The organism is Pseudomonas sp. FP2300 (assembly GCF_030687595.1).
Taxonomy (GTDB): domain Bacteria; phylum Pseudomonadota; class Gammaproteobacteria; order Pseudomonadales; family Pseudomonadaceae; genus Aquipseudomonas; species Aquipseudomonas bijieensis.
In genome coordinates, this window is record NZ_CP117440.1 from 3,526,981 (window position 1) to 3,553,979 (window position 26,999).

Below are 26,999 nucleotides of genomic sequence, written 5' to 3' on the forward strand. Positions count from 1 at the left end.
CACTCGCCTCAGCTCGATTTTTTATGACGCTCGTACCAGGCCAGGGTGGGCTGGGTCGTGACGCCATGGACCAGAATGCTCAAGGCCACCACCGACAGGGTAAGGTTTATGCACAGTTGCTCCACTTCTGGTTGCAGCTCATGGTTCAAGGCGAAGAACAGATAAAACAGGCTGCCGATCCCACGAATGCCAAACCAGCCGATCAGCAATCGTTGCGGCGTGTCCAGCAATCGCCGCCAGGGCACGATCAGTACACTCAGCGGGCGAATCACGATGAACAGCAGGGCGCTGATGAGCAGCGCACGGCTATCCCAATGGGTTGCCATGACAACCCCCAGCAAGGTCACCAGGAACACTTCCATCGAGCGCTCCACCAGGCTGCCGAACGCCAGCATGTCGCTCATCATGACCCCTGCGGCCAATTGACTATCGTCCAGCGACTCGGTATCGCCGAGGACGGCCTGTTGGGGATCGACGGTCTCGTGGCCCACCACCGGTTGCACCAGGTGTTCCGCCGGCGGTGCCGCTTCATCGGTGGATTTGACCTCGGCCTGACGCAGCCCCAGGCCGGCGGCGAACACGGAAAGAAAGCCGTAGCCCTGGATCCACTCGGCCACGACGTAAGCGAGGGCAATCAGTGCCAGGGCCAGGTAATCATTGGGTGACAACGTACTGTCGGCATTCCTGATGCGCATCGACAAGGTCAGCTTGCCAATACCGCGGCCCATCCAGTAACCGACCAGCAGCCCGGCCGGCACGGCCCAGAGAACGTTACGCAACAACCAGTCACCGAGAAAACCGCTGCCGTCCTCGTGCAGCATCAACAGGCCGAGAATCACAAAGGGAAACGCCGTGCCGTCGTTCAGCCCCGCTTCGCCCGACAACCCGAAACGCACCCGGTCGTCATCCCTTGCATCATTGACCTGCACCAACGCCGCCAATACCGGGTCGGTGGGCGCCAGCATCGCGCCGATCAGCATCGATACGCCCCAACCGAGACCGAACAGATAATGCAATGCCAGGCACAGGCCAGCGATGCACAGGATCATCACCGGCCCGGCCAGCCCATAGGCTACGCGCCAGGTTCGGTCCTTGAGGGGCAAGCGCAACTTGAGGCCACTGACGAACAGCGAAAACACCACCGCGACTTCCGTGAGGTGCTCCATCCAGACCGACGAGTCGCTGATGTCCAGCTTCAGCACACCCAAACCCATCGGCCCGATGGCGACGCCCAACACCAGGCACATCGCCGAGGTGGTGACCGGCATCCAGCGAAGGTAGGAGGAGGTCAGGGCCAGGGTCAGCAACACGGCGCCAAGCACCGCTACCCATACTGTGAACGTCATCGTTGCTCCTTGGGTATCGGATCGGCCAGCCGCAACGCAGAGATGTGCGACCAACATCAAACCGTGTGGCGAGGGGATTTATCCCCGTTGGGCTGCGTAGCAGCCCTCGATCAATCTGCAACACCGAGGAGCCAGTTGCATGGGGCCATATCGCGACCCAGCGGGGCGGTGCGACGTTTCGCTAAATCCCCTCGCCACAAAGTGTCTACTTTCTGGTATTGGCGCACTTGTCACTCATTCGAGGCTCGGAGCGAAGCGAGGGTTCCCACCAAAACTGCACAGCTCCGTTTATCCGCCTGCCTTTCAATCCAACGGAATTTTTCGCCGCTCCTGGCGCTCTGCAAGAGAAGAGACGTTCTGACTCAGCGTCCGCCGAGAACCCAAGAGGCCCTTATGACTGCGCTGACACCCCTTCAATCCCAGCCGGCAACCATGCACCCTGTCAGCCCCGACGGGCACGTGCGCCGGTGCTATGAGCGACTGCTCCAGGGCCCCGATGACGCTGACAAGCAAGCCGTCGCCCAGGCGTTCCTGAAGGAATGCATCGCAAATGCTGCGGCGCTCCCCCAGGAAATGCCCGATGATCCCATGGCGCTGCAGGCCTGGGTCGAGCAGCACAGCGCCGGCGTGGCCCGGCAATACGCTGATTATCTGGAACGACGCAAAAGCGGCGGTCCACGGGAGTTCTTCAGTGGCAAGGCCCATGCCTTGTACTTTCTGCAGGCTGTAGCCCCGACCAAACGGGTCGACGGCGCCTGGCTGTACGGCGTGCTCAAACACTGGCACGACCATCGGTTCGAAGGGTTGCTGTGCACCTACCTGGAAGAGTTGGGGGACGGTCACCCCTCGCAAAACCATGTGGTGATCTATCGCAAGTTGCTCGCCGAATACGACCTGTCCGACGCCCCGGACATCGACGACGACCTTTATCTGCAAGGCACCGTGCAATTGGCCCTGGGTTATGCCGGCGACGAATACCTGCCAGAGGTCATCGGCTACAACCTGGGCTATGAACAATTGCCCCTGCATCTGTTGATCAGCGCCTATGAGCTGAGCGAACTGGACATTGATCCGTACTATTTCACCCTTCACGTCACCATCGACAACGCCAGCACCGGCCACGCCCATAAGGCCGTGCAAGCATTGCTGCAACTGCTGCCATTGGAGGCCGACCGTGACGCTTTCTGGCACCGGGTCACTTTGGGTTATCGCCTCAATGACCTGGGGCAGGGCAGCCGGGACATCATCGGTTCGTTCGACCTGGACCGCGAAATGCTGGACATGCTCGAGCGCAAACGCCCGTTCGGCCAGCACATGCATTCCGATTACTGCAAGTTCGAAGGCAAAACCGTCAACCAGTGGCTCTCGGTGCCGGGCCAGTTGGAGGGGTTCCTGGCGGCCATGCAGAACAAAGGCTGGATCAAGCGCCATGAAGACCCGCAGAACAGCCGTTTCTGGACGCTGATCGACGGGGCAGGGGCGGCCATGTTCGGGGTGTTCAGCCCCTACGAGAAACAGCTGCTGCATGACTGGATTGCTGGTGACTGGCTGGACGAGAGCACCAGGTCCGGCGCCCGGCGCGGGCCGGTTGCGGCTTGCGAACCGGCGACATCGATCGATGATCCCGATGTGCAAAGCCTGCAACAGTCCCTGCAAGGCCGGGCACCCGATGAGCAGATGCAGATTCTGATGCCCTGGCTCTGCGCCCGGTGTCATAGCCATCCGGCAGGGCTGTTGGCGACTCGCCGGTTCATTGAACTCAAATCCGCTCTTCGCTAGGGAGCCCTGCATGAATGAAGAAGAACGCTTGTCCGAACAGGACCTTGCGCTGCTGCAACTGGGCCGACGCCTGCAAGCCGACGGCTACCGCTTTATCACCCCGACCCCGTTGACCCACGAACGGGTCAACCAGCGTCCCGGCAACGAGCGTTCCAAGACTTTGCGGGACGTGTTCGGCTGGTCACGGCCGTTTGCGCCGGGGCTGATCAGCGCCGATGAACAGCGGCAATTGCAAGACGCCCAGGTGCTGGCGGAGTGTGACGGCTTGCTGCGTAGCCGGGTGCGCTGGTCGAGCCTGGATGGTTTGCTGTTCGCTCATTCGCAGTTCCCGACACAGGCCACCGACGCGGTGTTTTTCGGCCCTGACAGCTACCGCTTCGCCCAACTGATCCATACTCATCTGCAACAGAATTTCACGGCGGTGCATCGTGCCGTGGATATCGGTTGTGGCGCCGGCGTTGGCGCGATCGTGATCGCTCGCGCCCGGCGTGAAGCTCAGGTGCTGGCGGTGGACATCAATCCGCAAGCCCTGCGCCTGAGCGCCGTGAATGCGGCGCTGGCCGAGGTGGCCAATGTCGAGGTCGCCCGCAGCGACGTACTGCAGGACGTGCCAGGCAACTTCGACCTGATCGTCGCCAACCCGCCGTACATGGCCGATCCATCCGAGCGCGCCTATCGCCATGGCGGCGGCGTACTGGGTGCCGGGCTGTCGTTGCGCATCGTCGACCAGGCCTTGCCCCGGCTCACGCCTGGTGGCTCGCTGGTGCTCTACACCGGTGTGGCGATGATAGATGGACGCGACCCGTTCCTGGAGGCCCTGGGCCAGTGGCGTGACTCAGCGGACTTCGGCTGGACCTACAAGGAATTGGACCCGGACGTGTTCGGTGAGGAATTGCTGACGCCGGGTTATCAGGACGTGGAAAGGATCGCCGTGGTGGCGTTGGTTGTAACCCGCATCGGAGCAGGTATAGGCGGGGTTATCGGAGGGACTATCGATGAACAGGCGCATGAAATTCGGCATTGAAGAGGAGTATTTCATTACCGATCTGCAAACCCGTTGCATGCCAGGCGAGCCACCCGCGCAAGCGGTTGCGGCGTGCCAGGCCGAATTGGGCAAGCATTTTGCCCATGAAATGTTCCAGTGCCAGGTCGAGATGGCCTCGCCCATCTTTCGCAGCCTGGCCGAGGCCGCCGACTACCTGAGCCAGGTACGTACGGGCCTGAACCAGCGACTGGCACCGTATGGCCTGGGCCTGCTCAGCGCCGGTTCACACCCGAGGGCGGCCCAGGTGCTGCAACCCACCGACGAGCTGCATTTCCAGCAACTGTTCGATGATTACCAGCGGGTAGCGCGGCGCAGCGTGCTGTCGGGCTTGCATGTCCATGTGGAAGTCCCGGCCACGCAGGATCGGGTGCGGGTCATGAATGAGATCCTGCCCTGGTTGCCGATGTTCCTGGCCCTGAGCGCTTCATCGCCGTTCTGGAACGGTGGCTACAGTGGATTTAGCAGCTACCGGCAAGTGGCCTGCGATGAATGGCCACGCATGGGCGTGCCGGAATACTTCGAAGACGAGTCGGCATTCGCCGGCTACGTCGACATGCTCATGCGCACTGGTTCCATTCACCAGCCCAGCGATTGCTGGTGGGTGATACGACCGTCCTCACGTTACCCCACGCTGGAGATGCGTATTTGCGATGCTTGTCCGCGGGTCGAAGACGTCCTTTGCCTCGTCTCGTTGTTTCGCCTGATGGTAGCCCACGCCGTGGCACAACCTCGGCCCGGCGCTCGCTACAGCCAGATGTCCCAGTGGATCCTCAAGCAAAACCGCTGGCGGGCCAAACGCCACGGGATTCTCGCGGAATTTATCGTCGAGGGGCAGGAACAGCCGATGCTGATCGGTGAATGGCTGACCCTGGCGGAGCAGACCTTCGGGGAGACCGCGGCCGAGCTGGGCGTCCAGGAGGTGTTCAAGCAGGCACGGCGCATGGTGCAGGAAGGCACCAGCGCCGACCGGCAAATCGTCGTCTTCGAACAGGGGCTGCTGCTGGGCGATTCTGTCGAACAGGCCTTGAACCGCGTGGTTGATCAACTGCTCGCGGAAACCGCCGGCATGCCGGCCGCCTCTCCAGCGCTGCAACAGGTGGCAGGTGGTCCATGAGCAGCAAGACCCTGGATGACTACAACCGCATGCGTGATTTCGCCGCCACCCCGGAGCCGGCGGCGAAGCGTTCACGAAAATCGGCGAAAACCGCCCACGCGTTGCAGTTCTGCATTCAAAAGCACGACGCCTCGCGCTTGCATTATGACTTCCGCCTGGAGCTGGACGGCGCGCTCAAGAGCTGGGCAGTGCCCAAGGGACCTTCCCTGGACCCGAAAGCCAAGCGCCTGGCGGTGCATGTCGAAGACCATCCGCTGGATTACGCGACGTTTGAGGGCAGCATCCCCGAAGGCCATTACGGCGCCGGTGACGTCATCGTCTGGGACCGGGGCGTCTGGATTCCCCAGGGCGACCCCCATGAGGCCTATGAAAAAGGCCGGCTCAAGTTCGAGTTGCAAGGCGAAAAGCTCAGCGGCCTGTGGAACCTGGTGCGCACGCACATGCCCGGTAAACAGGAACAGTGGTTCCTGATCAAGCATCAGGACCATGCGGCTCGCCCTGAAAGTGAATATGACGTGGTCCAGGCCGAGCCGGACAGTGTGCTCAGCGATCGCACCCTCGTGCCCAAGCGCCGGGGCAAGGCCGCTGCAACCAAAGCGGTGAAACAACCGGAAAAGGCCGCTCAGCCGAAATCGCCGAAACGCCCCTCGAAAACCACCCTCAGCGGCGCGGTCGCCGGGCCGCTGCCGGAAACCCTCAAGCCGGAACTGGCGACGCTGGTGGAAAGTGCGCCCGACGGCGAATGGCTCTACGAAATCAAGTTCGACGGTTACCGGGTCATGGCGCGGATCGAAAGCGGAGACGTCAGGCTGCTCACCCGCAATGGTCATGATTGGACTCACAAACTGCCAAAACAGGCCGAAGCCTTGGCCGCGTTGGGGTTGGAATCGGCCTGGCTCGACGGTGAAATGGTGGTTGCCAACGACCAGGGCGTTCCGGACTTCCAGGCCTTGCAGAACGCCTTCGAGGTCGGCAGCAGCGGCAAGATCGCCTATTACCTGTTCGACGTGCCTTACCTCAACGGCATGGATTTGCGCAAAGTACCGGTGCAAGAACGCCGGGCCGCATTGGCCGCGGTGCTGGAGCCCAACAAAAGCCCCTTGTTGCGGTTTTCCGATGCCTTCGAGGAAACCCCTGAGGCGCTGCTCAACAGCGCCTGCCAGATGCAAATGGAAGGGCTGATCGGCAAGCGCGTCGGCAGCGCCTATGTGTCCAGGCGCAGCAACGACTGGATCAAGCTCAAGTGCAAGAATCGCCAGGAATTCGTGGTAGTGGGCTTCAGCGACCCCAAAGGCGCGCGCAGCGCCTTCGGAGCCTTGCTGCTGGGGCTGCATGACGCCGACAGCGGCCAGTTGCGCTACGCCGGCAAGGTCGGCACCGGGTTCAACGAAACCACCCTTAAAAGCATCTACCAGCAATTGCTGCCGCTGGAGACGAAAAAGGCCGCCGTGGTGAACCCGCCCACCGGTTACGAAGCCAAGGGCGTGCACTGGCTCGAACCGACGCTGTTGGCCGAGGTGGCCTTTGCCGAGATGACCAAGGAAGGCTCGGTGCGCCATGCGGTCTTCCATGGTTTGCGCAACGACAAGCCGGCCAGGGACATCACCCAGGAACTTGCCAAACCCGTGAAAAAAACCGCCGCAGCGAAGAAAACCCGCGCCAAGGATGAGCCTGCCGTGGCACCGAGCAAAAGCACGGGCGGGTCCAAGGCAAAAGCCAAGACACCGGCCATGGACGGCAAAGTCCGCATCACCCATCCGGAACGAATCATTGATGCCAGCAGTGGCACCACCAAGTTGCAACTGGCCGAATACTACGCCAGCGTTGCCGAGTTCATCCTGCCGGAACTGGCGGATCGCCCGGTGGCCTTGGTCAGGGCGCCAGAAGGTATCGCTGGTGAGCTGTTCTTCCAGAAAAACGCCGAGCGCCTGGCGATTCCCGGCATCACCAGCCTGGACAAGGCGCTGACCGGGCAGCCGGTGATGATCATCAACAACGCCGAGGCGCTGATCGGCGCGGTGCAGATGAGCACGGTCGAACTGCACACCTGGAATGCGACTTCCGTTGACCTGGACAAGCCCGATCGCTTCGTCCTCGACCTTGACCCGGACCCGGCGCTGCCCTGGAAAAGCATGGTCGAAGCGACACAGCTCACGCTATCGGTGCTCGATGAATTGGGGCTCAAGGCGTTTCTCAAGACCAGCGGTGGCAAGGGCATTCATGTGGTGGTGCCATTGACGCGCAAATTGGGTTGGGACGAGGTCAAGGACTTCAGCCATGCGATTGTCAGCCACATGGCCAAGTTGTTGCCGGACCGGTTTTCGGCGGTGTCCGGACCGAAAAACCGGGTAGGGCGGATCTTCATCGATTACCTGCGCAATGGTTTGGGCGCGACCACCATCTGCGCCTACGCCGCGCGGACCCGGGAAGGGTTACCGGTGTCTGTGCCGATCTTTCGCGAGGAGGTGGCCGAGCTCAAGGGGGCGAATCTGTGGAATGTGCACAATGTTCATGAGCGTCTGGCGGAGGTTGGTCATGAGCCTTGGGCCGACCTCAAGAAAACCCGCCAAAGCATCACCGCCGACATGCGTCGGCGGATTGGCATGAAAAAGCCCAAGAAGTCGGCCCAGTGACAGGTGAACCTCGCCAAAAGTCGGCGCTCAACTCGCCGGAAAACGCAGGTATTCCGGCTGCAACACGTTGAACCACAGCAGGATCATCTCCACCAGGATGGTCACCAGCACCAACAATCCGACGCCCCAGACGCTGGCTGAGTACAGCAGGCCTTGTTCCTTCTTGAGGCTCATGAACTTGGGCAGCCCGACAAACAGCAAGAACGTCGAATACGCCGAGGCCAGGCCCAATGCGGCGACCGCCAGCCACTGGCTGGGATAGAGCCCGAAGATTCCGGCCAGAAAGTAAGGCGTGGCGGTATAGGCCGCAAAACCAATGCACTGGTTGATCGTTGGACGCGCGTCGAAAGTGCGTGACATCCAGCGAATGAACAAACCCATGAGGGCCACGCCAGCGACGATGGTCAGGTACAGCAGCACGCATAATTGCAGTGCGCTGGCGCTGCTGAGCCGTACGGTTTCGTTCTCGGCCAGGCTCCAGCCAGTCCAGGTGGTACCGATGAACAGGCACACCGCAGGAATCAAGGCCAGCAACAGCAGATGGCCCAGATAATGGCGCGGATGAGCCTGCTCTTGTTCGCGGATGTCCGCCCAGGCGAACTCGGGATGGGTGAACAGTTTGACGAAAGGTGCAGACATGACGACCTCCTGATCAAGACGGCCTCTGCATGAGGCTCCTATGGATTTGAGGTTCAGGATCGGGGCACGGTTTCATTTATTTGCCGTATGCGGTCCGCGGCGCGATAAAGGGAATGAATAACAGCGGCAAGGGTCAACCCATCAGCCCCCTGAAAGGACTGCTTGCCATGACCGTTGCCCACTTCATTTGTGAGTACCTGCGTGAACATGAACTGCGGCTGACCACAGCCGAATCCTGCACCGCTGGCCAGATCGTCACGTTACTGGCCGAGGTGCCGGGCTGCGGTTCGCTGATCGAAAGCGGCTACGTGGTGTACTCCCCGGAAGCCAAGCAACGGCTGCTTGGGGTCAGCCCGCGAACCATCGAGATGTTCAATCTCACCAGCCGCGAAGTGGCCGAAGAAATGGTCCTCGGCGCCTTGCACGACGCTAACGCCAATGCGGCGGTGGCCACCACCGGCATTCTCGGGCCGGACGACATGGATGGTATCCCCGCCGGTACGGTGTGCTTTGCCTGGGCGTTCGATGTGAACGGCCAACGCGCACTGTTCAGTCGCCAGGAACGCTTCTTTGGCAGTCGCGGCCAGGTGCAGTTATGGGCTGCTGAACACGCGCTTCTTCAACTGCGGCACTTCCACCAACGGGCTTTGGCCGGTGAACGCAGATAAATAAGGAGTCACCATGCCCCGGCACATTGAACCAGAGGACTTTCACAGCCGCGTGTATCCAGTGCGAGAGGATATGGATTACCAACTCAAGGTTTGGCGTTTCGAACGGGTGGGCTGGTATGTCCTGGTGGCGTTGGTGATCATGACGCTACTTGGCTTGTTCTCCCGCGGCCCCTTGAGTTCGCGCGATCTACGAAGCGGCGATGGCAGTCTCGGTGTCGAGTACGAGATGTTCCATCGCAACGGCTCCAGCAATCCGATGATCATTCATATGAAGGGCCAACCCAACGCAGTGCTGGAAGTTGAATTGGGCGGCGCATGGCTGCAAGGTTTTGAGGTGCAAACGTTGCAACCTCTGCCTATGCGCTCTGCAAGTGCCGGTCAAGGCATGCGGCTTTGGGTCCAGGCGGATGCCCAAGGGCAGGCCAGCCTGTATCTCTCATTGCTCGGTCAGGGTCTGGGGATTTATCACGGCCGCCTGTCCATGCCCGGTGGCACCTCGCTCGGTTTCGATCAATTCATTTTCCCTTAGGTGACCTATGGACTCGGTACTGCGGGCCGCCGCGATATATATGGCGTTGCTGGTGTTGTTCAAGATCGCCGGGCGTCGCTCCCTGGCGGACCTCACCACTTTCGACTTCGTATTGTTGATGATCATCGGCGAGGCCACCCAACAGGCGCTGCTGGGAGACGATTTTTCGTTGACCAACGCGCTGATGGTGATCGTCACCTTGATTGCCATCGACGTCGGATTGTCGTTGCTCAAGCAGCGTTCCAAACGGGTTTCACGATTGATCGACGGCGGTCCGACCATCATTGTCGAGAACGGTCGGATACTGCAGGGCCGCATGCGCCATGCCCGATTAGTGGAAGAGGACATCATGGAGGCCGCACGTTCGAGCCAGGGCATCGAAACGCTGGAGCAGATCAAGTTTGCGATCATCGAGCGCAATGGGAAGATTTCGGTGATTGCCAAGGAGTAGCCCCGAAGTTGACTGTGGCGAGGGGATTTATCCCCTCGTCACAAAATCTGCCTCGGTTTCCTCGATCAGAGGATCGGCTTGCCCCCGGTAATCCCATAGCGGGCTCCGGAAATGTAGCTGGCTTCGTCCGAGGCCAGCAGCACATAGATCGGCGCCACTTCAACCGGTTGGCCCGGGCGGCCAAGCGGCGTTTGAGAACCGAAATTCTGAACCTCCTCCTCAGGCATGGTCGCCACGATCAATGGCGTCCAGATCGGCCCTGGCGCCACGCTGTTCACGCGAATGCCTTTGGGGCCGAGCATTTGCGCCAGGCCGCCGGTGAAGTTGGCAATGGCGCCCTTGGTGGTGGCATAGGCCAGCAGCGTCGGCTTGGGCATGTCGGAGTTGACCGAGCTGGTGTTGATGATCGAGCTGCCGGGCTTCATGTGTGGCAAGGCGGCCTGGCAGATCCTGAACATCGCCGTGATGTTGATATCGAAGGTGCGCACCCATTCTTCGTCGGATATTTCCTCGAGGCTTTCATGAGTCATTTGAAAGGCGGCATTGTTGACCAGGACGTCGATGCGCCCGAAGCGGGCGACGGTTTCATCGACGATTTTGCGGCACTGGTCTTTGTTGGCCAGGTCACCCGGCAGCAATAGGCATTGACGCCCGGCCTGCTCGACCCAGCGCGCGGTTTCCTTGGCGTCTTCATGCTCGTCCAGGTAGGCAATCGCCACATCCGCGCCTTCACGGGCGAAGGCAATGGCCACGGCGCGACCGATGCCGCTGTCGGCGCCAGTGATCAGGGCGATTTTGTTCGCCAGTCTTGCGGAGCCGGTGTAGCTCTGTTCGCCGCAGTCCGGGTAGGGTTCCATTTTCCGCTGGCTGCCGGGCACCGGCTGGCTTTGTTTCGGGAAAGGCGGGAAAGGGTAGTCGACCATTGTCATTCTCCAGGCTGGTTGCAATGGAGGGTGGACTATGGGGTTTCGGGCAGAGTTCGGTCGGATTTTCTTGCCAGTCGATGAGCGTGATGACGGGCGTTTCGTCGTTGAGTAGCGGACACCGGCGAACATCGGACGATGCTGTATTCTCCAATGTCGGTACGGTTTCGATAAGGAGCAAGGCAATGTTCAGCCACATACAGATCGGTGCGCGCGATCTGCCGAAAATGGTCGCTTTTTACGACGCGGTCCTCGGCTGCCTTGGGCTGGAGCGCATCGAGGGCGAAAACGACTCGGGCCCACCGGGGGAGGGTTGGCGGCGGCCCGGCAAGCATTGGCCGCAGGTTTTCGTCCAGCTGCCTTTCAATGGGCTGCCCGCCACCTGGGGCAATGGCATGCAAGTGAGCTTCGCCGCCGACTCCCCACAAACCGTTCGCGCCGCGTGGGAGCAGGCGCTTGCCATGGGCGGCTTCGACGAAGGCCCACCCGGCCCGAGGCCGCAGTATTGCGAAGGCTATTTCGGGGCGTATTGCCGCGATCCGGAAGGGAACAAGCTGTGCTTTGTCCATGCGCCGGATATGCATGAATAAAGCGATCGTGGCAGATGACTATTGTGGCGAGTGTGGCGAGGGGATTTATCCCCGTTGGGCTGCGAAGCAGCCCCAATAAACAGCACACGAAGTTAATCTGATACAACGAGTGATCTGTTTTTAGGGCCGCTTCGCATCCCAGCGGGGATAAATCCCCTCGCCACAGGGCGGATCAGCCCCTGGCTTTCAGGCTGCGCTCCATCCGCGCGATGCCTTCTTCCAGCAACGCCCGTGGACAGCCGAAGTTCAAGCGCACGAACTGACCGGCATCATCGCCAAAATCCAGCCCGGCGCTCAGCCCGACCTTGGCTTCTTTGAGGAAGAATCCATGCGGGTCATCCAGCCCCAACCCGGAGCAATCCAGCCAGGCCAGGTAAGTGCCCTGGGGCACGGTCATGGTGACGCCCGGCAGGCGAGTGTGCACCGCCTCGACCAGGTAATCACGGTTGGCTTGCAGATACGTTTTCAAGGCTTCGAGCCATGGGCCGGCTTCGCTATAGGCCGCACGGGTCGCTTCGAGGCCCAGGGCATTGACGCTGTCGACCATGCCGGCCCGGGCACTGTTGACCCGTTCGCGCACCTTGGCGTCCTGGATAATGGCGAACGAGGTCTTCAACCCGGCGATGTTGAAGGCCTTGCTGGCGGACATCAGGGTGATGGTGCGCTCGGCAATTTCCGCACTGAGGGACGCGGTGGGAATATGCACGCGGCCGTCGAAACACAGCTCGGCATGGATTTCATCGGAGATGATCCAGGCGTCCTGCTCCAGACAAATATCAGCCACCGCCTTGAGTTCTTCGCGGTCAAACACCTTGCCCAGCGGGTTGTGAGGGTTGCTCAGCAACAGGGCGCCGCCGCCTTGCAACGCTTCGCGCAACGCGGCCAATGGCGTCTGGAATTCACCGTTGACCGGGTTGAATGGCAATTCCACTTTGTTCAACTGCCAGTGACCCGGGGCGTTGCGCAGCGGTGGATAGTTGGGCACCTGCACCACGACATTCTGCTGGGGTTCTACCAAGGCATGCAGCGCCATGTTGAAACCCGGTTCGACACCCGGCAGGAACACGATCTGCTGGGGCTCGACGCGCCACGCGTACTTGCTCCACAGGTCAGCCACGACGGCGGCACGCAGATTGTCCTGGGCCACGCTGTAGCCCAGCATCGGATGTTCAAGGCGCTTGTGGAGCGCGTCGATGATCACCGGTGGGGCAGGGAAGTCCATATCGGCGACCCACATTGGCAACACATCGGCCGGGTAGCGGCTCCATTTGGTGCTACCGGTGCCGTGGCGCTCCAATACCGTGTCGAAATCGAAAGTCATGGGGGTTCCATCAGTCAGTCATGGGATGGCGAACATCATAAAGCAAAGACCCATGAGAAAAGCTTGGTGGCGTAGTGCCACTAATTAATGGTAATTAGTTAAAGTTCCATCTCGAAACGCCGCCAAGACGTGAACGGCATTGGTAACGGACCCTCCGAGTCTTTGAAAAGGACGACCCCATGACATCGCCCGTGCGCTTTAACGATCACCACCGTAAAGCCGATCGCATCATGTTGGGGCTGCTTTGGCTCACGTTGTTGTATTCCCTGAGCCTGGCATACCTGCACTCGACGTTTACCCAGGCGCTGCTGGTCGGGGCGACTACCTGCGTGGCGAGCACCGCGCTTTACCGTGTCCTGGCGGGCACTCGGGCCATGCGTTGCATCATCGCGGTGGCGTTGATGGTCATGGCGGCATTGCACATCAACCAGACCCGGGGCGTGATCGAATTCCACTTCGGGATCTTCGTGCTGCTGGCCGTGTTGACGTTCTACCGTGACTGGCTGCCGATTGTCGTTGCCGCTGCCACCATTGCGGTTCATCACCTCGGTTTTCACTGGCTCCAACACCAGGGTTATCCGGTGTTTGTGATGGATACCCACGCTGGCTGGTCGATGATCTTTCTCCACGCGTTCTACGTGGTGGTGGAAAGTGTGATCCTGATTTACCTGGCGAACCAGAGCCTGGCCGACGCCACGGAAAACCAGGATGTGCTCGACAAGGTTCTGGTGGCGGCTGCGCAATTGAGCAACGACGCTGGCAGGCAGCACAGCGAGGGCGTCAAGGTCTCTTCGAGCGAGCGTTTCGATCATTTCCTCCAGCAGGTTACCCAACTGGTGGACGGCGTAGTACGCGACACCCGAAACCTCTCGGACCTGGGCCAGGACCTGTCCCAGGTCGGCCAGACCCTGGAAACCGGCGCCCGCCACCAGCTCGATGAAGTGGCACAGATGAGCAGTGCGATCAGCCATCTGGTCCAGGCCATGGAGAACATTGCCGGCCATGTCGACCAGACCTTGCAGCGCGCCGGCCAGGCCAACGAGCAGGTCAATCGCGGGCGCAGCACGGTTGATCAGACCCGAGAAGAGATCGTCGAGCTGGCCGGTCGCATCAACCTGACCAACGACACCGTGCAAGTCCTGGCTGAACAGGCACAGCAGATCGCCCAGGTGCTCGATGTAATCAATGGAATCGCCGAACAAACCAACCTGCTGGCCCTCAACGCCGCCATCGAGGCCGCTCGGGCCGGCGAGCAGGGCCGTGGTTTCGCGGTGGTGGCCGACGAAGTCCGGACCCTGTCCCAAAAGACCTCGACATCCACCACGGAGATCCAGCAGATCATTGCCAAGCTACAGCAGGGCAGCCGCCAGGCCGCTGTCGCCATGCAAGACAGCCGCGACGGGGTGGAGCGCTGCGTGTCCGCCAGCCAATTGGCCTCGCAATTGCTGCACGCCGTGGTGGAAGACATTGCCGTGATCAACCACTTCAACGACCTCATCGCCAGCACCACCCAGGAACAATCCAAGGCGTCGATGGGTATCAATGAGCGCTTGCAAAGCGTGCAGACCGTGGCTGAGCGCAACGCCGACAACATTGGCATCCTGACCCGAAGCAGTCAAAGCCTGCCGCCAATGGTGCAGCGGTTGGCGCTGTTGGGGGAGGCGTTTCACAGGAAGGGCGGGGCGGTCTGAAAAGCTTATAAATCCAGGTATGGGATGGAAAAGCGTCATGAAAAATTTCAGATGTTTTGCGTTGATGCCTCTAAATGTGCGCGCTGCGTGTGAGCTCAGCGCGCGAAGACATCCCTGATTATGAGGGACTATATGAATTGGAGTTGCTTCAGCACGATAAAAGCGAGCAGAGCTGTGGCAAGCCCATAGACGAGGGAAATCAAGATCGGATTGTTCGTGATTGTCGTCAACGGTGTAGGTGCACTGCGCCTGACGAAAAAGTTGATAGCTCCCACCCCGGTAATCATCATGAGGGCAGTTATCGAGAATAACCCCAACGGAAGGTAATCGGAGCGCTTGACCTCCACTATCGTGGCGACCATGAGGAAGGAAGACGACAAGGTTATTACGGCGCCCAATGTCCACAATGAAAGATCGCCCGCCAGTCGGCGGATTACGCCTGCAAAGCCTCGCCCCATGAAGGCCTTAAGCTTGGGATTTTTTATGCTGGCCTCCAGATCCTTGAACATAAGTGCCGGCACGCAGAGCAAGATCGACGCACTGCCCACGCTGTTCACCAACCGGCCCAGGGAGTTACCCATTCTGTCCAGGTAATCCAACGGCTGAATATTTAGCGTATGGATCGCAAAATAGGTCGCGATTCCCGAAATGATCAACCAGACCAACGCCCGGAATACGAGGTCACGAACGAGATTTTTCTTCAGCCAGTCGTCAAACTGGTTTTTATCGGTGGACATGAAAATCCTTGTTAGATATCGGCTACATGAGTGAAGGCGTAATGATATCAGTTGGCAAGGATGCTACGGATGTGAGTTTTCCGATTTTGGCGATGACTACGTCGCAGATACTCGTGGGTTAAGCCCTTGTGGGCACGTGATACCCATCAGTCAATGTATCTCTGTGTATCCACCGCACGCACAGATACGGACTGTTTCTTTTAAGCGCATCGATGACACATCCGGGATACCTCGCCGGCGTCAAATGGACCCATCGAGACAGCATAAGCGGTCTCACGGGCTCACCCGCCGTTCGCAAGGAAATCCGCCATGGACACGACTCTGACGCACCACACTTCTGCACCACGCCGCCGCCTGCTCGCGCCCTCCATCCTGGTACTCGCCATGATGCAATTGGGTACCTTGGGACTTGCCTCGTCACAGGCCAGCGCTGCCGACGTACCGGCCAGCACCATCGGCACCATCACGCCGGGCAGCCACACATCTTTCGGCCCGTTGAAACACGTCAAGGCTGGCCTGCTGGACGTTTCCTATGCCGAGGTCGGTCCTGCCGATGGGCCGGTGGTCATCCTGCTGCACGGTTGGCCCTATGACATTCACAGCTACGCCGATGTCGCTCCGGCTTTGGCCGAGAAGGGCTATCGCGTGCTGATCCCCTATGCCCGCGGCTACGGCGACACACGCTTCCTGTCGGCCAAGACCGTGCGCAACGGCCAACCTTCTGCGCTGGCGAGCGATCTTATCGACTTCATGGACGCACTGAACATCAAGCAGGCCGTGCTCGGCGGCTACGACTGGGGTGCCCGTACCGCCGACATCGTCGCGGCCCTGTGGCCGGAACGGGTGAAAGCCCTGGTGGCGGTCAGTGGCTACCTGATCGGCAGCCAGGAAGCCGGCAAGGCGCCGCTGCCGCCGGCCGCCGAGTTGCAGTGGTGGTACCAGTTCTACTTTGCGACAGAACGTGGCCGCTTGGGCTATGAAAAGAACACCCACGACTTCGCCAAGCTGATCTGGAAACTGGCGTCACCAAAGTGGAACTTCGATGACGCGACTTATGACCGCAGCGCCGCCGCTTTGCAGAACCCCGATCATGTCGCCGTCTCCATCTTCAACTATCGCTGGCGCCTGGGCCTGGTCAAGGGCGAGGCCAAATACGACACGCTGGAGAAGAAACTGGCGACCTTTCCGTCCATCAACGTACCAACCATCACTCTGGAGGGTGACGCCAACGGTGCGCCGCACCCACCGGCCGAGGCCTATGCCAAGCGATTCACCGGCAAATACGAGCATCGTTTGATCGAGGGCGGCATCGGTCACAACCTGCCGCAAGAGGCGCCGCAGGCGTTCGCCCAGGCTGTGATTGATGCTGATCATCTGCGCTAGCCCAGGGAGCTGCATCCTACGGTAATAACGACTCCTGATGTTCATCGGCCCAAATCGCAGGGTTTCGATTTGTCTGAGACCTGGAATCACCTTGGATCAGGCAACTATGCCGGCGGATCCGGCAAACGGATTGGCGTTTCGCTCCACATACTCTCGCGGCCCTGAGGCCCTGCCACGCGTGTATCCGAGTGGCGGGGGCTTCTGTAGGCGTTCGAAAACATGTGTATGAGTGCTTGATATGGAAAACGACACGATCCGCTTTGCCTGCAACGGCTGCGGGATCTGCTGCAAGGGGCGGCTGATTCCACTGACATTGGACGAAGCAAGACAGTGGTTACAACGCGGACATGAGGTGGCGGTCGTACTGGAGGCATTCGATGAGACGACTTGGTCTTCAGAGCCTCGACAATTCGCCCACAGCGCTCAACGGGCCGTGGCTGTCACCAGTGGCGATGCCCAGATTCGAGTCGTTGCGGTACTGGCGGGCAATGCGCTGACGCAGTGCCGCAACCTTGGTGACGATGGGCGTTGCGGTATCTATGAAGAGCGGCCGTTGGTCTGTCGAATCTACCCGATGGAAATCAATCCGCTCATTGCCTTGCGTCCAGCCGACAAGGTCTGTCCTCCTGAGGTCTGGGAGGCGGGCGAGGTTCTGTTTACCGACCGCGTCGTCGATCCGATCCTGGCTGATCAGATCGAACGCTCCCGCCAGGCGGACAGGGACGATGCCCAGGCCAAGATTGCGCTGTGTGAAGCGATGGGCATGAACGTCGCTGCCTGGAAGGGCAACGCATTGGCGGTGTACTTGCCTGATCGAGAGCAGTTGGCTGAAGCGATCATTCGTTACGACCGCGCCCCCGTGGCACCGAAAGGCCTGGATTGGAAAGTGCGGGTCGAAACGCCGGCCCTGGCCCAACGACTGCTGCAAGCAGGTGTCGCGTTGGATGATCAACGTTCAACCGGCTACATCTTCCAGGGTCTTTAGTTTTCGATCCAAGCCATCACTTTGTGCATCCCTGGCTCATTGAAACATCTTGTCATAACTGGCCTGGTGTGGTTGGTGTCGGTTATGGCTCGTTGAATCGTGCAAGAAATTACGCCAATCAGGCAAGCGATTAGAATCGCCAACCCAGCATACTTGCGTCCATATTGATCAACGACTTGTGGTGATGCCGAACAGTGTTCGCCATCACCACAAGTCGTGAGCCCGATGTTCTCAAGGAGTGAAGTGTGCACAGCGATTTCAAAAGCGACCAGGTTGTCAGCGACATCAGTCGCCTGGCCGGTTCGGTCAGCCAGCTTGTGCCAAGCGATGGCGACCAGATCACCGCCATTGCCGGCTTGAGCCTGCATCGGCGCAAAGCAATCACCGCGCCGATGCATTGCATCTACGGCCTGGGGATCGGCGTGACCTTGCAAGGTCGCAAGCAAGCCATGATCGGGGACGAGATACTAACCTACGCGCCCGGCCAGTCCATGGTGACCTGTGTGGATCTGCCGGTCATTTCCCATGTCTCCCAAGCCAGCGTTGCCAAGCCATTCCTGGGCATGATGCTGCGATTCGACAGCACGATGGTGATGCAGGTAGCCGAGCGCATGCAGTTGTCACAACGCATGAGAGACGACGCGTTTCGACCGATTACCGTACAGGCGCTGGATGCCGGGGTGCTGCACGCCCTGCGACGCTTGATAGACCTGCTGGAGGAACCGTTACTGCTCGATACGGTGGCTCCGCTGATCAAGGAAGAGATTGTCGCTCGCCTGTTGAGCGGTGCCCACGCGCCGCAGTTGCTGCATGTGATCGCTGCCGGTTCACCCAGCCAGCACATCGCCAAGACGGTCGCCTGGCTGAAACTGAATTTTCGCCAGGCGTTGCGCATGGACGATCTGGCGGCACAAGCCCACATGAGTCCTTCTACGTTTCGCCAGCATTTTCGCTCCGTGACCGGAATGAGTCCGTTGCAATACCAGAAGCAATTGCGGCTACAAGCCGCTCGGCAGTTGATGTTGAGCCAGAACGTCGACGCGAGCAGTGCAGGAGGGCTGGTTGGCTATGAAAGTGCCTCGCAGTTCAGTCGTGAGTACAGCCGCCTGTTTGGGGCACCACCGCAGCGGGATATCAAACGGATTCGTCTGTGATCGTGAGGCTTGTCTGGCATTGCGACCAGACAGCCTCACACGCCTGTCATGCTAACTTGAACGGCAACTCACGCAACGGTTTACCTGTCAGGCTCGCCACGGCGTTGGCAAAAGCAGGAGCCAGCGCCGGCAGGCCGGGTTCGCCCATTCCCGTAGGCGGTTCGGCGCTAGGCACGATGTGAACGGCAAACTCCGGCATGTCGGTGATGCGCGGCACGCTGAAGTCAGCGAAATTGCTTTGCTGCACCACACCATCCTTCAGGGTGACGGCGCCACCAGGCAGGCACATCGACAGTCCCATCAGCGCCGCGCCTTGTACCTGGGCCTCGATGCTGCGTGGGTTGACGACCAGATTGCAGTGCACGCCGGCAGTCACGTTGTGCAGCACCGGACGTCCGTCCTTTACCGAGGCCTCGACGACGTAGGCCACCACCGAACTGAACGACTCGTGGACCGCCACGCCCCAGGCGCGGCCCGCCGCTAGCTGACGTTTACCGTATTCGCTCTTGTCCACGGCCAGTTGCAGCGCAGCGCGATGACGCGGGTTCTCGTCGCCAAACAGCTTCATCCGGTAAGCAACCGGATCCTGCTTGGTGGTGCGGGCGATCTCGTCGATCAGCGTTTCCATCACAAAAGCCGTATGAGTGGAGCCCACGCTGCGCCACCACAATACGGGGACGTTGAGTTTGGGGTGATGGACTGTCAGGCGCATCGGCAGCGGATAAGGATTACGCATGCCCTCTGTTGCAGTCGCATCGATGCCGTTCTTGATCATTCCTTCGAACGGAGTGCCACTGACGATGGACTGCCCGACCAGGGCATGGTCCCAGGCCAGCACCTTGCCGCTGTCGTCAAAACCGATGTGCGCACGGTGCAGGTGCATGGGGCGATAGTAGCCGCCCTTGATATCGTCCTCACGGCTCCAGAGCGTGCGGATCGGTACATCAAGCCCGGCGGCGTGCGCGGCCTTGGCCACCTCGCAAGCCAGCACGACGAAATCGTTGGTGGGCACGCCACGCCGGCCGAAACCGCCGCCCGCCGTCTGCACATTGACCTGGACTTGTTCGGGTTGCAGATTCAGGACCCGTGCAGCCGCCGCGCCATCACCGCCGGGAAACTGCGTGCCGACCCACAACTGGGCACGGCCCTGGGCAAGTTGCACGGTGCAGTTCAACGGTTCCATGGGCGCGTGGGCGAGGTAAGGGAACACAAACTCGGCCTGCAACTGATGCGGCGCGCTGGCAAGCGGTGTCATGTCAGCGTCGAACTGTCGTGGCCCGGGTTGAGTGGCCAGCTCGCGGTATTGGATCAGTTGTTTTTCACTGTCCACTTTCTCGACGTTGGCCAGGTCCCATTCCAGCTTCAGCGCATCGCGCGCCAGCTTCGCTTGCCAATAACCGTCCGCCACCACCGCAACGCCTTCGGCGCCTCGGTCCAGCGGCACCCGAAACACGGCTTTTACCCCTTTGGTTGCCCGCGCCGCGCTGTCGTCCAAAGAGGCAATCCTGGCGCCGAACACTGGCGGACGCGCCACCACCGCGGTGAGTTGCCCCGGCAGATGCATATCGATGCCGAAATCCTGCTGGCCGCTGCTCTTGGCCTTGGCATCGATGCGCGTGGTGGCCTGGCCGATGATTCGGAAGTCCTTGGGATCCTTGAGCGTGACCTTTTCCGGCACCGGCATTGCCATCGCGGCTTCGGCCAGTTCGCCGTAGCTCGCTTTACGGCCCCCCGGGCCGAACACCGTGCCGGCTTGGGTGCTCAGGCTTGCCACGTCCACGTTCCAACGCGCGGCTGCCGCTGCGAGCAACATGCCGCGAGCACGGGCGCCCAGTTCGCGGTATTGGGTATAGCTGTTCTTGATCGAACTGGAACCGCCAGTGAGGTGAATACCTAGATTCGGATCCAGGTAGGCGGCGTCGCTGTTGCCGTTGCGACTGCGCACCAGGCTCCAGTCGGCATCGAGTTCTTCGGCGAGGATCATCGGCAGGCTGGTCTGTACGCCCTGGCCGAACTCCAGGCGGTTGAGGGTCACCGTCACCACGCCGTCAGGGGCGATCTGCACGAATGCGGAGGGCTGCTGAGTCGGTTTCAGCGGCGTTGCGGCTGAGCCGTTGGCCTCCTGGGCCAGGGCCAGGTGAGGAAAAGCGCCGAGGGCCAGGCCGCCAATGCCGACAATCTTGAGGAAGCTGCGACGGGGAAGGGTGGCGGGGCCATCGGCCTGACCGCGCTCCAGGCTGTGCTGCAGGGCGCGAGGCAGCTCATTGGGGAAAATTTCGTTCAGCATGGTGGACTCCGATCAGGCAAGGGCTTTGGCGGCATCCGCCACCGCGGCGCGGATACGGGCGTAGGTGCCACAGCGGCAGATGTTGCCGGCCATGGCCGAGTCGATCTCGGCGACCGTGGGTTGCTTGCCCTTGGGCTGGGCCTTGAGGAACGCCGTCGCGCTCATGATCTGCCCGCTCTGGCAGTAACCGCACTGCGCCACGTCGTGCTTGACCCAGGCCTCATGCACGGCAGTGCCGACCGGGTCGCTGCCATTGGTTGCCGCTTCGATGGTGGTGATTTTCTTGCCTTGAGCGGCGGCGATGGGCGTTACGCAGGAGCGAATGGCCTGGCCATCCAGATGAACGGTGCAGGCACCACACAGCGCCGCGCCGCAGCCGAACTTGGTGCCGGTCATGCCCAGCGTGTCGCGCAGGGTCCAAAGAATCGGGGTGCTTGGGTCTACGTCAACCGTGTATTCACGGCCGTTGATATTGAGGGCGCTCATAGGGGTACCAGCTCCAGATGGTTTGGCTCTGGTTAACTATAGAAAGCAATGTTGGGGACCGATTGCACGATCCGGGCTGATTATTGCCTGATCATGCGAATCGCCACGCCCCATGAAGGTGCGCGCGGTTGTTTCAGCGCAGCAAGGGTAGAAGGAAAGGAGCCGCAGTGAGCGTACTGCCGGCTCCTTCCTTCTGCACGGTTACATCAATGGAATGCTATAGCTCACAATCAGCCGATTCTGATCCTGGTCGCGGGCAATATCGCTTCGCGACATACCGTTGCGCCAGCCGAAACCGACGTTCTTCAATGCGCCGCTCTGAATCACATAATCCAGGGAGATGTCACGTTCCCATTCACTGGCGTCATTGCCGCTGGTGGTCTGGATATTGTCGCCCTTGAGGTACATCACCGAGGCCTTCAAACCCGGAACGCCAAGCGCTGCGAAGTCATAGGCATACTGGGCAAATGCCGTGCGTTCGCCGGCCTGGATGAATGTCTGGATGGTGCGGTCGGTGTAGAGATACAGACTGGCGCCGCCTTCACCTTTGCCCACCAGGCCGCCTTGGTTCAGTTGCGTAAAGTTGCTGTCTTCGGAAACGCTTTGATAACCGGCAGTAATGGCGTGGCCGCCCAATGAGTAGATGAACGCCGCGCTCCAGGTATCGTTGTCGATTTCACCGCTACCGTCCTTGGTATAGCCGCCAAGTTTGTAACCACTGGCGCGACCAGCCGCGCTGCTGTTCTTGCCATCGGAGGTGGTCTTGAAGTAACGCAAGTCGGTCTTCAGTGAGCCGTATTCACCCAGCGGCAACACATGCAGCAAACCGGCGAAGTGCTGCTGGTAATAGTCTTCGAGATTGGCGTAGTAATACTGGGCGGTCAGATCCTTGGTCAGTTTGTAATCGCCACCGGCGAAGGTGAATTTGTTGCTTTCCTGGCTGCCGCCCGCCACGGCCAGACCGGCGCTGTCGCTGGAAGCCCGGCCAGTGGCGTGTTCCAGTTGGCCGGCGGTGAAGGTCAGGTTGTCGATGTCATTGCTGGTGACCTGGCCACCCTCGAAGGTTTGCGGTAGCAGGCGGCCATCGTTGGAAACCAGGATCGGCAGTTTCGGTTGCAAGGTGCCGTAGCGCAGTTCGGTCTTGGAGACGCGCATCTTCGCCGTCGCACCGAGGCGGGCCCATTGATCCGCCGCCTTGTCACCGTCGTTGGGGAACATCGAGCCACCGACATGTCGGCCCGCGCCACTGTCGAGCTTCAAACCCAGCAGGCCCATGGCGTCCAGGCCGAAGCCGACGGTGCCGTCGGTAAAACCGGATTGATAATTGAGCATGAAGGCCTGGCCCCACTCTTCGGTCTTCGAAGGCGCGGCGGCTCCGTCACGGTTATCGTTGTTGAAGTAGAAGTTGCGCAAGTTCAAGTTGGCTTTACTGTCGTTGATAAAGTCAGCCGACGCCAATGGACTCAGGGCAAGACTCACTCCACCGGTTAAAACACTCAGTACTTGCAATAGGGCTTTCATCAGGACGCACTCCACCGCGGAATCGCTGTTCCGGGCATGTTGAAAAGGCAGCAGGAAGCTCTCGGCCAATCACATGAAAGGCCGATGCGTTAGGTAAATCGTTAGAAAAACTTCAATGCATAGAGTTGGATAGAGGATGAATCTCCAAAGAATGTCATGAGTGAAAGTCCCTGGGTTATCAGTCGATCAATCCATGAGCGTCATAAAACGGATACGGTCCGGGATATTCGCCAAACACACCGTTATGGGTCACCAAACCCTGGCCATGCCAGTGATGCAGCAAGTATCCCGGTGGTTCCAGATTGAAATGCGCAGGAGCGGTTGGTTGTAGATCCAGGACGATTTGATGCGATGTGCCGGGGCAGACGCAGCTCAGGCTACCGCCGAAGCGCCGTTGCATCGGCCGATGCAAATGTCCGCAGAGCAAGCGTTCCACCTGCGGATGGCGGGCGATGACCTGTTCCAGCGCCGAGGCATTGATGAACGGTTCGCGGTCCATGTGACCAATTCCGCTGACAAACGGCGGATGGTGCAGGACCAGTAGCGTTGGCACCTCGGGACGACAGGCCAATTGTTCATCGAGCCAGCGCAATTGGCTGTCCAGCAACTGACCGCCATGGCCGCCGGGAATCGTGCTGTCCAGGCCGATCAGGCGCAGCGGATACTCTTCGACCACCCAATCCAGGGGGGCGCCGGGCAAGCTTGGCAGGTAATGGTGATCAGCAAATGTCGCCCGCAAGTGTTCGCGGTTGTCATGGTTGCCGGGCACCAGGTAGCAAGGCATGTGCAGGCGCGCCAGTTCGGGGTGCAGCACGGCATATTCGTCAGGGCGACCGAAGTCCACCAGGTCGCCACTGACCACCACAATGTCGGGACGCGGCACCTGGCAATTCAAATGATTGACGGCACGACGCAACGCGGCGAGGGTATCGACGACGCCATAGGTCAGTTTTTCCCCGGCCTTGAGATGCAGGTCGCTGATCTGCGCAATGAGAAACGGATGATTCAAAATAAGGCCTCTGAAAACACGAATATCACGATGCCAGGGTGAACAGCACCTGCGGCTCGACGGCCAAGGCGATCAGTGAACCGGGGGTGTGGATGACGCCGTCGGTGCTGTCCACCAGCAATGGTTGGGCGGCGCCGACGTCCACCAGCAAGCGGCTTTGGGCGCCCTGGAAAAACTGGCCCACCAAGCGCCCACGCAGATGCCCCTCGCTGTCCATCACCCGCAAATGCTCGGGCCGGCAGTAGACGGTGGCAGGCAGCCCGCCACCGCGCCACGGCAACTCTCCGCCACTGACTTTCAAGCCCAGGGGCATGTGCTCAAGTACCGGGAAAGCGTTGAGGTTGCCGACAAAACTGGCGACGAAAGTGTTGGCCGGTTGTTGGTAGATGTCCCGTGGACTGGCCAACTGCGCGACGCGGCCGTGTTCCATGACCAGGATCCGATTGCCCAGGGCCATGGCTTCGCCCTGATCGTGGGTGACGAACACCGCGGTAATGCCCAGATGGCGGAGCAACTGATCCAACTCGCTGCGCAGGCGCTCACGCAATTGCGCGTCCAGTGCCGCCAACGGTTCATCGAGCAGCAGGACCCGGGGCTTGGGCGCCAGGGCACGGGCGAGGGCGACCCGCTGGCGTTGACCGCCGGACAACTCATGAATGCCACGCTTGCCGTGATCCCGCAGACCGACCAGTTCCAGCAACTCCGCGCAACGCTTGTTGCGTTCGGCGGGCGCCATGCCGCGAATCTTCAAGCCATAGACGATGTTCCCGGCCACATCCAGGTTGGGGAACAACGCATAGTTCTGGAACACCATGCCCACGTCACGACGTTCGATGGGCAGGCGGGTGACATCGGTGTCACCAAAAAAAACCTGCCCCACATCCGGGCGCTCAAGCCCGGCAATCAGCCGCAAGGTGGTGGTTTTACCGCAACCGGACGGGCCGAGGATCGCCAGGGTTTCTCCGGCGTCGATGGTCAGGTCCAGGTCATGCACGGCCACGGTGCCGTCCGCGAACGCCTTGCGGCAACCCGCCAGGCGAATGGTGGTTCCGCTCATCGTTTTTCTCCACGGGAAAGGCGGGCGCTGATGGCCTGCAGCGCAATCAGCAGCGGCACGATCATCAACAGGAATATGAGGGTGTAGGCGCTGGCGACTTCCAGCCTCGCCGAGGCATAGCTGTCAGCCAGGCCCACCGGCAATGTCTTGGTCATTGGGGTGTGCAGCATCCAGGTCAGGTTGAACTCGCCCAGCGACAGCGTGACGACCATCAAGACTCCGGCGAGGATCCCCGCCCGGCAGTTGGGCACCACCACACTGAAGAACCGTCGTAGCGGTCCGGCACCCAGGCTCGCGGCGGCCTCTTCCAGGACCGGCAGGTGCTGGCGTTGCATCACCGCCATTACCGGACGAACCAGAAACGGCAGGGTGAACAGCACGTGGCCGACAAGAATGAACAACCAACTGCCGCGAAATCCGCCGAACTGGCCATAGGTGAGCAGCAACGCCAAGGCGCTGGCCAGGCCTGGCATTGCCACCGGCAGCACCAGCAACTCCTCGAACGCGCGGCTGAAGCGGTTGTTCATCCTTACCAGCGCGTAGGCCGCCGGTACCCCGACCACGCAAACGCACAACGCACAGGCCACCGCCAGTTGCAGGGATAGCCAGACCGTCGGCGAATAGGCCTGCCAGACCTGCACCAGCCAATCGAACGTCAGGCCGCTGGAGACACCCTGGAAATAATTGCGGGTCAGCCCGGCCAGCAGCGACATCAGCACGGGCACCAACATGAAGGCGCAGACCAGCAAGGTGAACAGCAGTTGCCCGACAAACAGCGTTGAGCGCCTCACAGGACAGTCCTCGCATTGTGCGCCAGGCGCCTGGCCAGTAGCAGCACCGCCCAAGTCAGTGCCCCCAACACCACCGACAGTGCGGCGGCCACGGCGAAATTGGCGTAGTTGGTGAACACGTTGTAGATCGCCACCGGGGTCACATTGAGCCGGGTACCCAGGGTGAACGCCGTACCGAACGCGCCCATGGAAGTCGCAAAGCAGATCGCCCCGCACGAGACCAGCGCCGGTGCCAGGCCGGGGACGATGACATCACAGACCACCCGCCAATGACCGGCGCCCAATGATTGAGCGGCTTCTTCCAGACTGCGATCCAGGCTTTCGCAAGCAGCCATCACCGTGAGGATCACTCGCGGGATCGAGAAGTACAGGTAACCGATGCACAGCCCCATCAGCGAGTAGGCAAAAATCCAGCGCTCACCGGCCAGCTCAAGACCGAGACTGGCGAACAAACCCTGGCGGCCGGCCAGCAGAATCACCAGGAACCCGACGACCACACCGGGGAATGCCAGCGGGAAGGTCAACAAGGCAACCAGCAGCGAACGACCGAAGAAGCGCTGGCGACTGAGGAAAACCCCGCTGATGCCACCCACCAGCAGCGCCGCGAGGGTCGTGGCGAGGGCAAGCAGGCAGGTCTGCGCCAGGCTGCCCAGGTATTGCGCGCTGCTCAGCACTTGCCAGTAACCGCTTTCGCTACCCTCGCGACTTTGCCCGCCCAGCACGATCAGGTGCGCCAGCGGCAACAGCCAGAACGCGAACAACACCGCCGCGGCAGGCGCCAGGGCCCAGGCCGCGGTCAGCCGTAAATGCAGCAGCGAGGCCCTGCCCGAGCGGACTGCCCGGGCTTTTATTACCGA

Annotated in this window: 24 protein-coding genes; 12 read left to right on the plus strand and 12 right to left on the minus strand. The window is 60.6% G+C overall.

Going from position 1 to position 26,999, the window contains the following annotated elements; translation table 11 throughout:
• Positions 1–8 precede the first annotated feature (8 nt).
• A complete protein-coding gene (locus PSH86_RS15730; RefSeq protein WP_305483697.1) occupies positions 9–1,346 on the minus strand; it encodes a sodium:proton antiporter in 1,338 nt (445 codons plus the stop codon).
• Positions 1,347–1,739: 393 nt separating this feature from the next.
• Between PSH86_RS15730 and PSH86_RS15735 the strand changes: the two genes are divergently transcribed.
• The 4 genes from PSH86_RS15735 to ligD are packed head-to-tail and all read left to right on the plus strand — an operon-like array spanning position 1,740 to position 7,917.
• The gene (locus PSH86_RS15735; protein WP_305483698.1) at positions 1,740–3,125 is read left to right on the plus strand and encodes an iron-containing redox enzyme family protein; all 1,386 of its coding nucleotides are present in this window, start codon (positions 1,740–1,742) and stop codon (positions 3,123–3,125) included.
• A gap of 10 nt (positions 3,126–3,135) precedes the next feature.
• Entirely contained in the window at positions 3,136–4,149 is a 1,014-nt protein-coding gene (locus tag PSH86_RS15740) for a class I SAM-dependent methyltransferase (RefSeq protein WP_305483699.1), read from the plus strand.
• Positions 4,121–5,284: a carboxylate-amine ligase gene (locus PSH86_RS15745; protein WP_109754062.1), complete on the plus strand. Its 1,164-nt coding sequence runs from the start codon at positions 4,121–4,123 to the stop codon at positions 5,282–5,284. The genes PSH86_RS15740 and PSH86_RS15745 overlap by 29 nt, the downstream gene beginning before the upstream one ends.
• Positions 5,281–7,917 carry a DNA ligase D gene (gene ligD / locus PSH86_RS15750; RefSeq protein ID WP_305483700.1) on the plus strand — a complete coding sequence of 879 codons (2,637 nt, stop codon included), beginning with the start codon at positions 5,281–5,283 and terminating at the stop codon, positions 7,915–7,917. Before PSH86_RS15745 ends, ligD begins: the two co-directional genes overlap by 4 nt.
• A 27-nt stretch (positions 7,918–7,944) precedes the next feature.
• On the opposite strand, the gene PSH86_RS15755 is transcribed toward ligD, so the two are convergent.
• A complete protein-coding gene (locus PSH86_RS15755; RefSeq protein WP_305483701.1) occupies positions 7,945–8,556 on the minus strand; it encodes a Yip1 family protein in 612 nt (203 codons plus the stop codon).
• Positions 8,557–8,723: 167 nt separating this feature from the next.
• Between PSH86_RS15755 and PSH86_RS15760 the strand changes: the two genes are divergently transcribed.
• Genes PSH86_RS15760 through PSH86_RS15770 form a run of 3 tightly spaced genes read left to right on the plus strand, consistent with a single transcriptional unit; the run spans position 8,724 to position 10,207 of the window.
• Entirely contained in the window at positions 8,724–9,224 is a 501-nt protein-coding gene (locus PSH86_RS15760; protein WP_116834224.1) for a CinA family protein, read from the plus strand.
• 13 nt (positions 9,225–9,237) lie between these two features.
• Positions 9,238–9,756, plus strand: a complete 519-nt coding sequence (locus tag PSH86_RS15765; RefSeq protein ID WP_109754065.1) for a hypothetical protein — start codon at positions 9,238–9,240, stop codon at positions 9,754–9,756.
• A gap of 7 nt (positions 9,757–9,763) precedes the next feature.
• The gene (locus PSH86_RS15770) at positions 9,764–10,207 is read left to right on the plus strand and encodes a DUF421 domain-containing protein (protein WP_109754066.1); all 444 of its coding nucleotides are present in this window, start codon (positions 9,764–9,766) and stop codon (positions 10,205–10,207) included.
• 65 nt (positions 10,208–10,272) lie between these two features.
• Here PSH86_RS15770 and PSH86_RS15775 read toward each other — a convergent pair whose 3' ends face one another.
• The gene (locus PSH86_RS15775) at positions 10,273–11,130 is read right to left on the minus strand and encodes an SDR family oxidoreductase (RefSeq protein WP_116832417.1); all 858 of its coding nucleotides are present in this window, start codon (positions 11,128–11,130) and stop codon (positions 10,273–10,275) included.
• Positions 11,131–11,315: 185 nt separating this feature from the next.
• Here PSH86_RS15775 and PSH86_RS15780 point away from each other — a divergent pair, with 185 nt between their 5' ends.
• Complete coding sequence (locus PSH86_RS15780) at positions 11,316–11,720, plus strand: VOC family protein (RefSeq protein ID WP_116832418.1); 405 nt, start codon at positions 11,316–11,318, stop codon at positions 11,718–11,720.
• Positions 11,721–11,892: 172 nt separating this feature from the next.
• On the opposite strand, the gene PSH86_RS15785 is transcribed toward PSH86_RS15780, so the two are convergent.
• Positions 11,893–13,041 (minus strand): MalY/PatB family protein, encoded by a 1,149-nt coding sequence (locus tag PSH86_RS15785; protein WP_109754069.1) that lies wholly within the window; start codon positions 13,039–13,041, stop codon positions 11,893–11,895.
• Between the two features lie 983 nt (positions 13,042–14,024).
• Here PSH86_RS15785 and PSH86_RS30605 point away from each other — a divergent pair.
• Positions 14,025–14,732 carry a methyl-accepting chemotaxis protein gene (locus tag PSH86_RS30605; RefSeq protein ID WP_370873812.1) on the plus strand — a complete coding sequence of 236 codons (708 nt, stop codon included), beginning with the start codon at positions 14,025–14,027 and terminating at the stop codon, positions 14,730–14,732.
• Between the two features lie 128 nt (positions 14,733–14,860).
• Here the strand turns inward: PSH86_RS30605 and PSH86_RS15795 are convergent, their stop codons facing one another.
• Entirely contained in the window at positions 14,861–15,469 is a 609-nt protein-coding gene (locus tag PSH86_RS15795; protein ID WP_305483703.1) for a hypothetical protein, read from the minus strand.
• Between the two features lie 309 nt (positions 15,470–15,778).
• Between PSH86_RS15795 and PSH86_RS15800 the strand changes: the two genes are divergently transcribed.
• The 3 genes from PSH86_RS15800 to PSH86_RS15810 all read left to right on the plus strand — a co-directional run bounded on the left by PSH86_RS15800 (position 15,779) and on the right by PSH86_RS15810 (position 18,991).
• Positions 15,779–16,852, plus strand: a complete 1,074-nt coding sequence (locus tag PSH86_RS15800) for an alpha/beta fold hydrolase (RefSeq protein ID WP_305483704.1) — start codon at positions 15,779–15,781, stop codon at positions 16,850–16,852.
• A 238-nt stretch (positions 16,853–17,090) separates the two neighbouring features.
• Positions 17,091–17,837: a YkgJ family cysteine cluster protein gene (locus PSH86_RS15805; protein ID WP_109754073.1), complete on the plus strand. Its 747-nt coding sequence runs from the start codon at positions 17,091–17,093 to the stop codon at positions 17,835–17,837.
• A gap of 245 nt (positions 17,838–18,082) precedes the next feature.
• Positions 18,083–18,991, plus strand: a complete 909-nt coding sequence (locus PSH86_RS15810; RefSeq protein ID WP_116832424.1) for an AraC family transcriptional regulator — start codon at positions 18,083–18,085, stop codon at positions 18,989–18,991.
• Positions 18,992–19,037: 46 nt separating this feature from the next.
• Here PSH86_RS15810 and PSH86_RS15815 read toward each other — a convergent pair whose 3' ends face one another.
• From PSH86_RS15815 to PSH86_RS15845, 7 genes are all read right to left on the minus strand, one after another.
• Positions 19,038–21,278 (minus strand): xanthine dehydrogenase family protein molybdopterin-binding subunit, encoded by a 2,241-nt coding sequence (locus PSH86_RS15815; protein ID WP_305483705.1) that lies wholly within the window; start codon positions 21,276–21,278, stop codon positions 19,038–19,040.
• Between the two features lie 12 nt (positions 21,279–21,290).
• Entirely contained in the window at positions 21,291–21,764 is a 474-nt protein-coding gene (locus PSH86_RS15820; protein ID WP_109754076.1) for a (2Fe-2S)-binding protein, read from the minus strand.
• Between the two features lie 201 nt (positions 21,765–21,965).
• Complete coding sequence (locus PSH86_RS15825; RefSeq protein WP_305483706.1) at positions 21,966–23,285, minus strand: OprD family porin; 1,320 nt, start codon at positions 23,283–23,285, stop codon at positions 21,966–21,968.
• A gap of 178 nt (positions 23,286–23,463) precedes the next feature.
• A complete protein-coding gene (locus PSH86_RS15830) occupies positions 23,464–24,294 on the minus strand; it encodes a phosphodiesterase (RefSeq protein WP_305483707.1) in 831 nt (276 codons plus the stop codon).
• 25 nt (positions 24,295–24,319) lie between these two features.
• Complete coding sequence (locus PSH86_RS15835; RefSeq protein ID WP_305483708.1) at positions 24,320–25,351, minus strand: ABC transporter ATP-binding protein; 1,032 nt, start codon at positions 25,349–25,351, stop codon at positions 24,320–24,322.
• Positions 25,348–26,142 (minus strand): ABC transporter permease, encoded by a 795-nt coding sequence (locus tag PSH86_RS15840; protein WP_116832430.1) that lies wholly within the window; start codon positions 26,140–26,142, stop codon positions 25,348–25,350. Before PSH86_RS15840 ends, PSH86_RS15835 begins: the two co-directional genes overlap by 4 nt.
• Positions 26,139–26,993, minus strand: a complete 855-nt coding sequence (locus PSH86_RS15845) for an ABC transporter permease (protein WP_370873813.1) — start codon at positions 26,991–26,993, stop codon at positions 26,139–26,141. Before PSH86_RS15845 ends, PSH86_RS15840 begins: the two co-directional genes overlap by 4 nt.
• Positions 26,994–26,999: the final 6 nt, after the last annotated feature.

What these genes read in the sequence shown, in the direction of transcription:
- PSH86_RS15800 (WP_305483704.1), top strand. Translation starts at nt 15,779, where the DNA reads ATGGACACGACTCTGACGCACCACACTTCTGCACCACGCCGCCGCCTG.
- PSH86_RS15740 (WP_305483699.1), top strand. Translation starts at nt 3,136, where the DNA reads ATGAATGAAGAAGAACGCTTGTCCGAACAGGACCTTGCGCTGCTGCAA.
- PSH86_RS15785 (WP_109754069.1), bottom strand. Translation starts at nt 13,041, where the DNA reads ATGACTTTCGATTTCGACACGGTATTGGAGCGCCACGGCACCGGTAGC.
- PSH86_RS15825 (WP_305483706.1), bottom strand. Translation starts at nt 23,285, where the DNA reads ATGAAAGCCCTATTGCAAGTACTGAGTGTTTTAACCGGTGGAGTGAGT.
- PSH86_RS15815 (WP_305483705.1), bottom strand. Translation starts at nt 21,278, where the DNA reads ATGCTGAACGAAATTTTCCCCAATGAGCTGCCTCGCGCCCTGCAGCAC.
- PSH86_RS15735 (WP_305483698.1), top strand. Translation starts at nt 1,740, where the DNA reads ATGACTGCGCTGACACCCCTTCAATCCCAGCCGGCAACCATGCACCCT.
- PSH86_RS15745 (WP_109754062.1), top strand. Translation starts at nt 4,121, where the DNA reads ATGAACAGGCGCATGAAATTCGGCATTGAAGAGGAGTATTTCATTACC.
- PSH86_RS15795 (WP_305483703.1), bottom strand. Translation starts at nt 15,469, where the DNA reads ATGTCCACCGATAAAAACCAGTTTGACGACTGGCTGAAGAAAAATCTC.
- PSH86_RS15835 (WP_305483708.1), bottom strand. Translation starts at nt 25,351, where the DNA reads ATGAGCGGAACCACCATTCGCCTGGCGGGTTGCCGCAAGGCGTTCGCG.
- PSH86_RS15820 (WP_109754076.1), bottom strand. Translation starts at nt 21,764, where the DNA reads ATGAGCGCCCTCAATATCAACGGCCGTGAATACACGGTTGACGTAGAC.
- ligD (WP_305483700.1), top strand. Translation starts at nt 5,281, where the DNA reads ATGAGCAGCAAGACCCTGGATGACTACAACCGCATGCGTGATTTCGCC.
- PSH86_RS30605 (WP_370873812.1), top strand. Translation starts at nt 14,025, where the DNA reads ATGGAGAACATTGCCGGCCATGTCGACCAGACCTTGCAGCGCGCCGGC.
- PSH86_RS15755 (WP_305483701.1), bottom strand. Translation starts at nt 8,556, where the DNA reads ATGTCTGCACCTTTCGTCAAACTGTTCACCCATCCCGAGTTCGCCTGG.
- PSH86_RS15760 (WP_116834224.1), top strand. Translation starts at nt 8,724, where the DNA reads ATGACCGTTGCCCACTTCATTTGTGAGTACCTGCGTGAACATGAACTG.
- PSH86_RS15775 (WP_116832417.1), bottom strand. Translation starts at nt 11,130, where the DNA reads ATGGTCGACTACCCTTTCCCGCCTTTCCCGAAACAAAGCCAGCCGGTG.
- PSH86_RS15805 (WP_109754073.1), top strand. Translation starts at nt 17,091, where the DNA reads ATGGAAAACGACACGATCCGCTTTGCCTGCAACGGCTGCGGGATCTGC.
- PSH86_RS15765 (WP_109754065.1), top strand. Translation starts at nt 9,238, where the DNA reads ATGCCCCGGCACATTGAACCAGAGGACTTTCACAGCCGCGTGTATCCA.
- PSH86_RS15770 (WP_109754066.1), top strand. Translation starts at nt 9,764, where the DNA reads ATGGACTCGGTACTGCGGGCCGCCGCGATATATATGGCGTTGCTGGTG.
- PSH86_RS15730 (WP_305483697.1), bottom strand. Translation starts at nt 1,346, where the DNA reads ATGACGTTCACAGTATGGGTAGCGGTGCTTGGCGCCGTGTTGCTGACC.
- PSH86_RS15780 (WP_116832418.1), top strand. Translation starts at nt 11,316, where the DNA reads ATGTTCAGCCACATACAGATCGGTGCGCGCGATCTGCCGAAAATGGTC.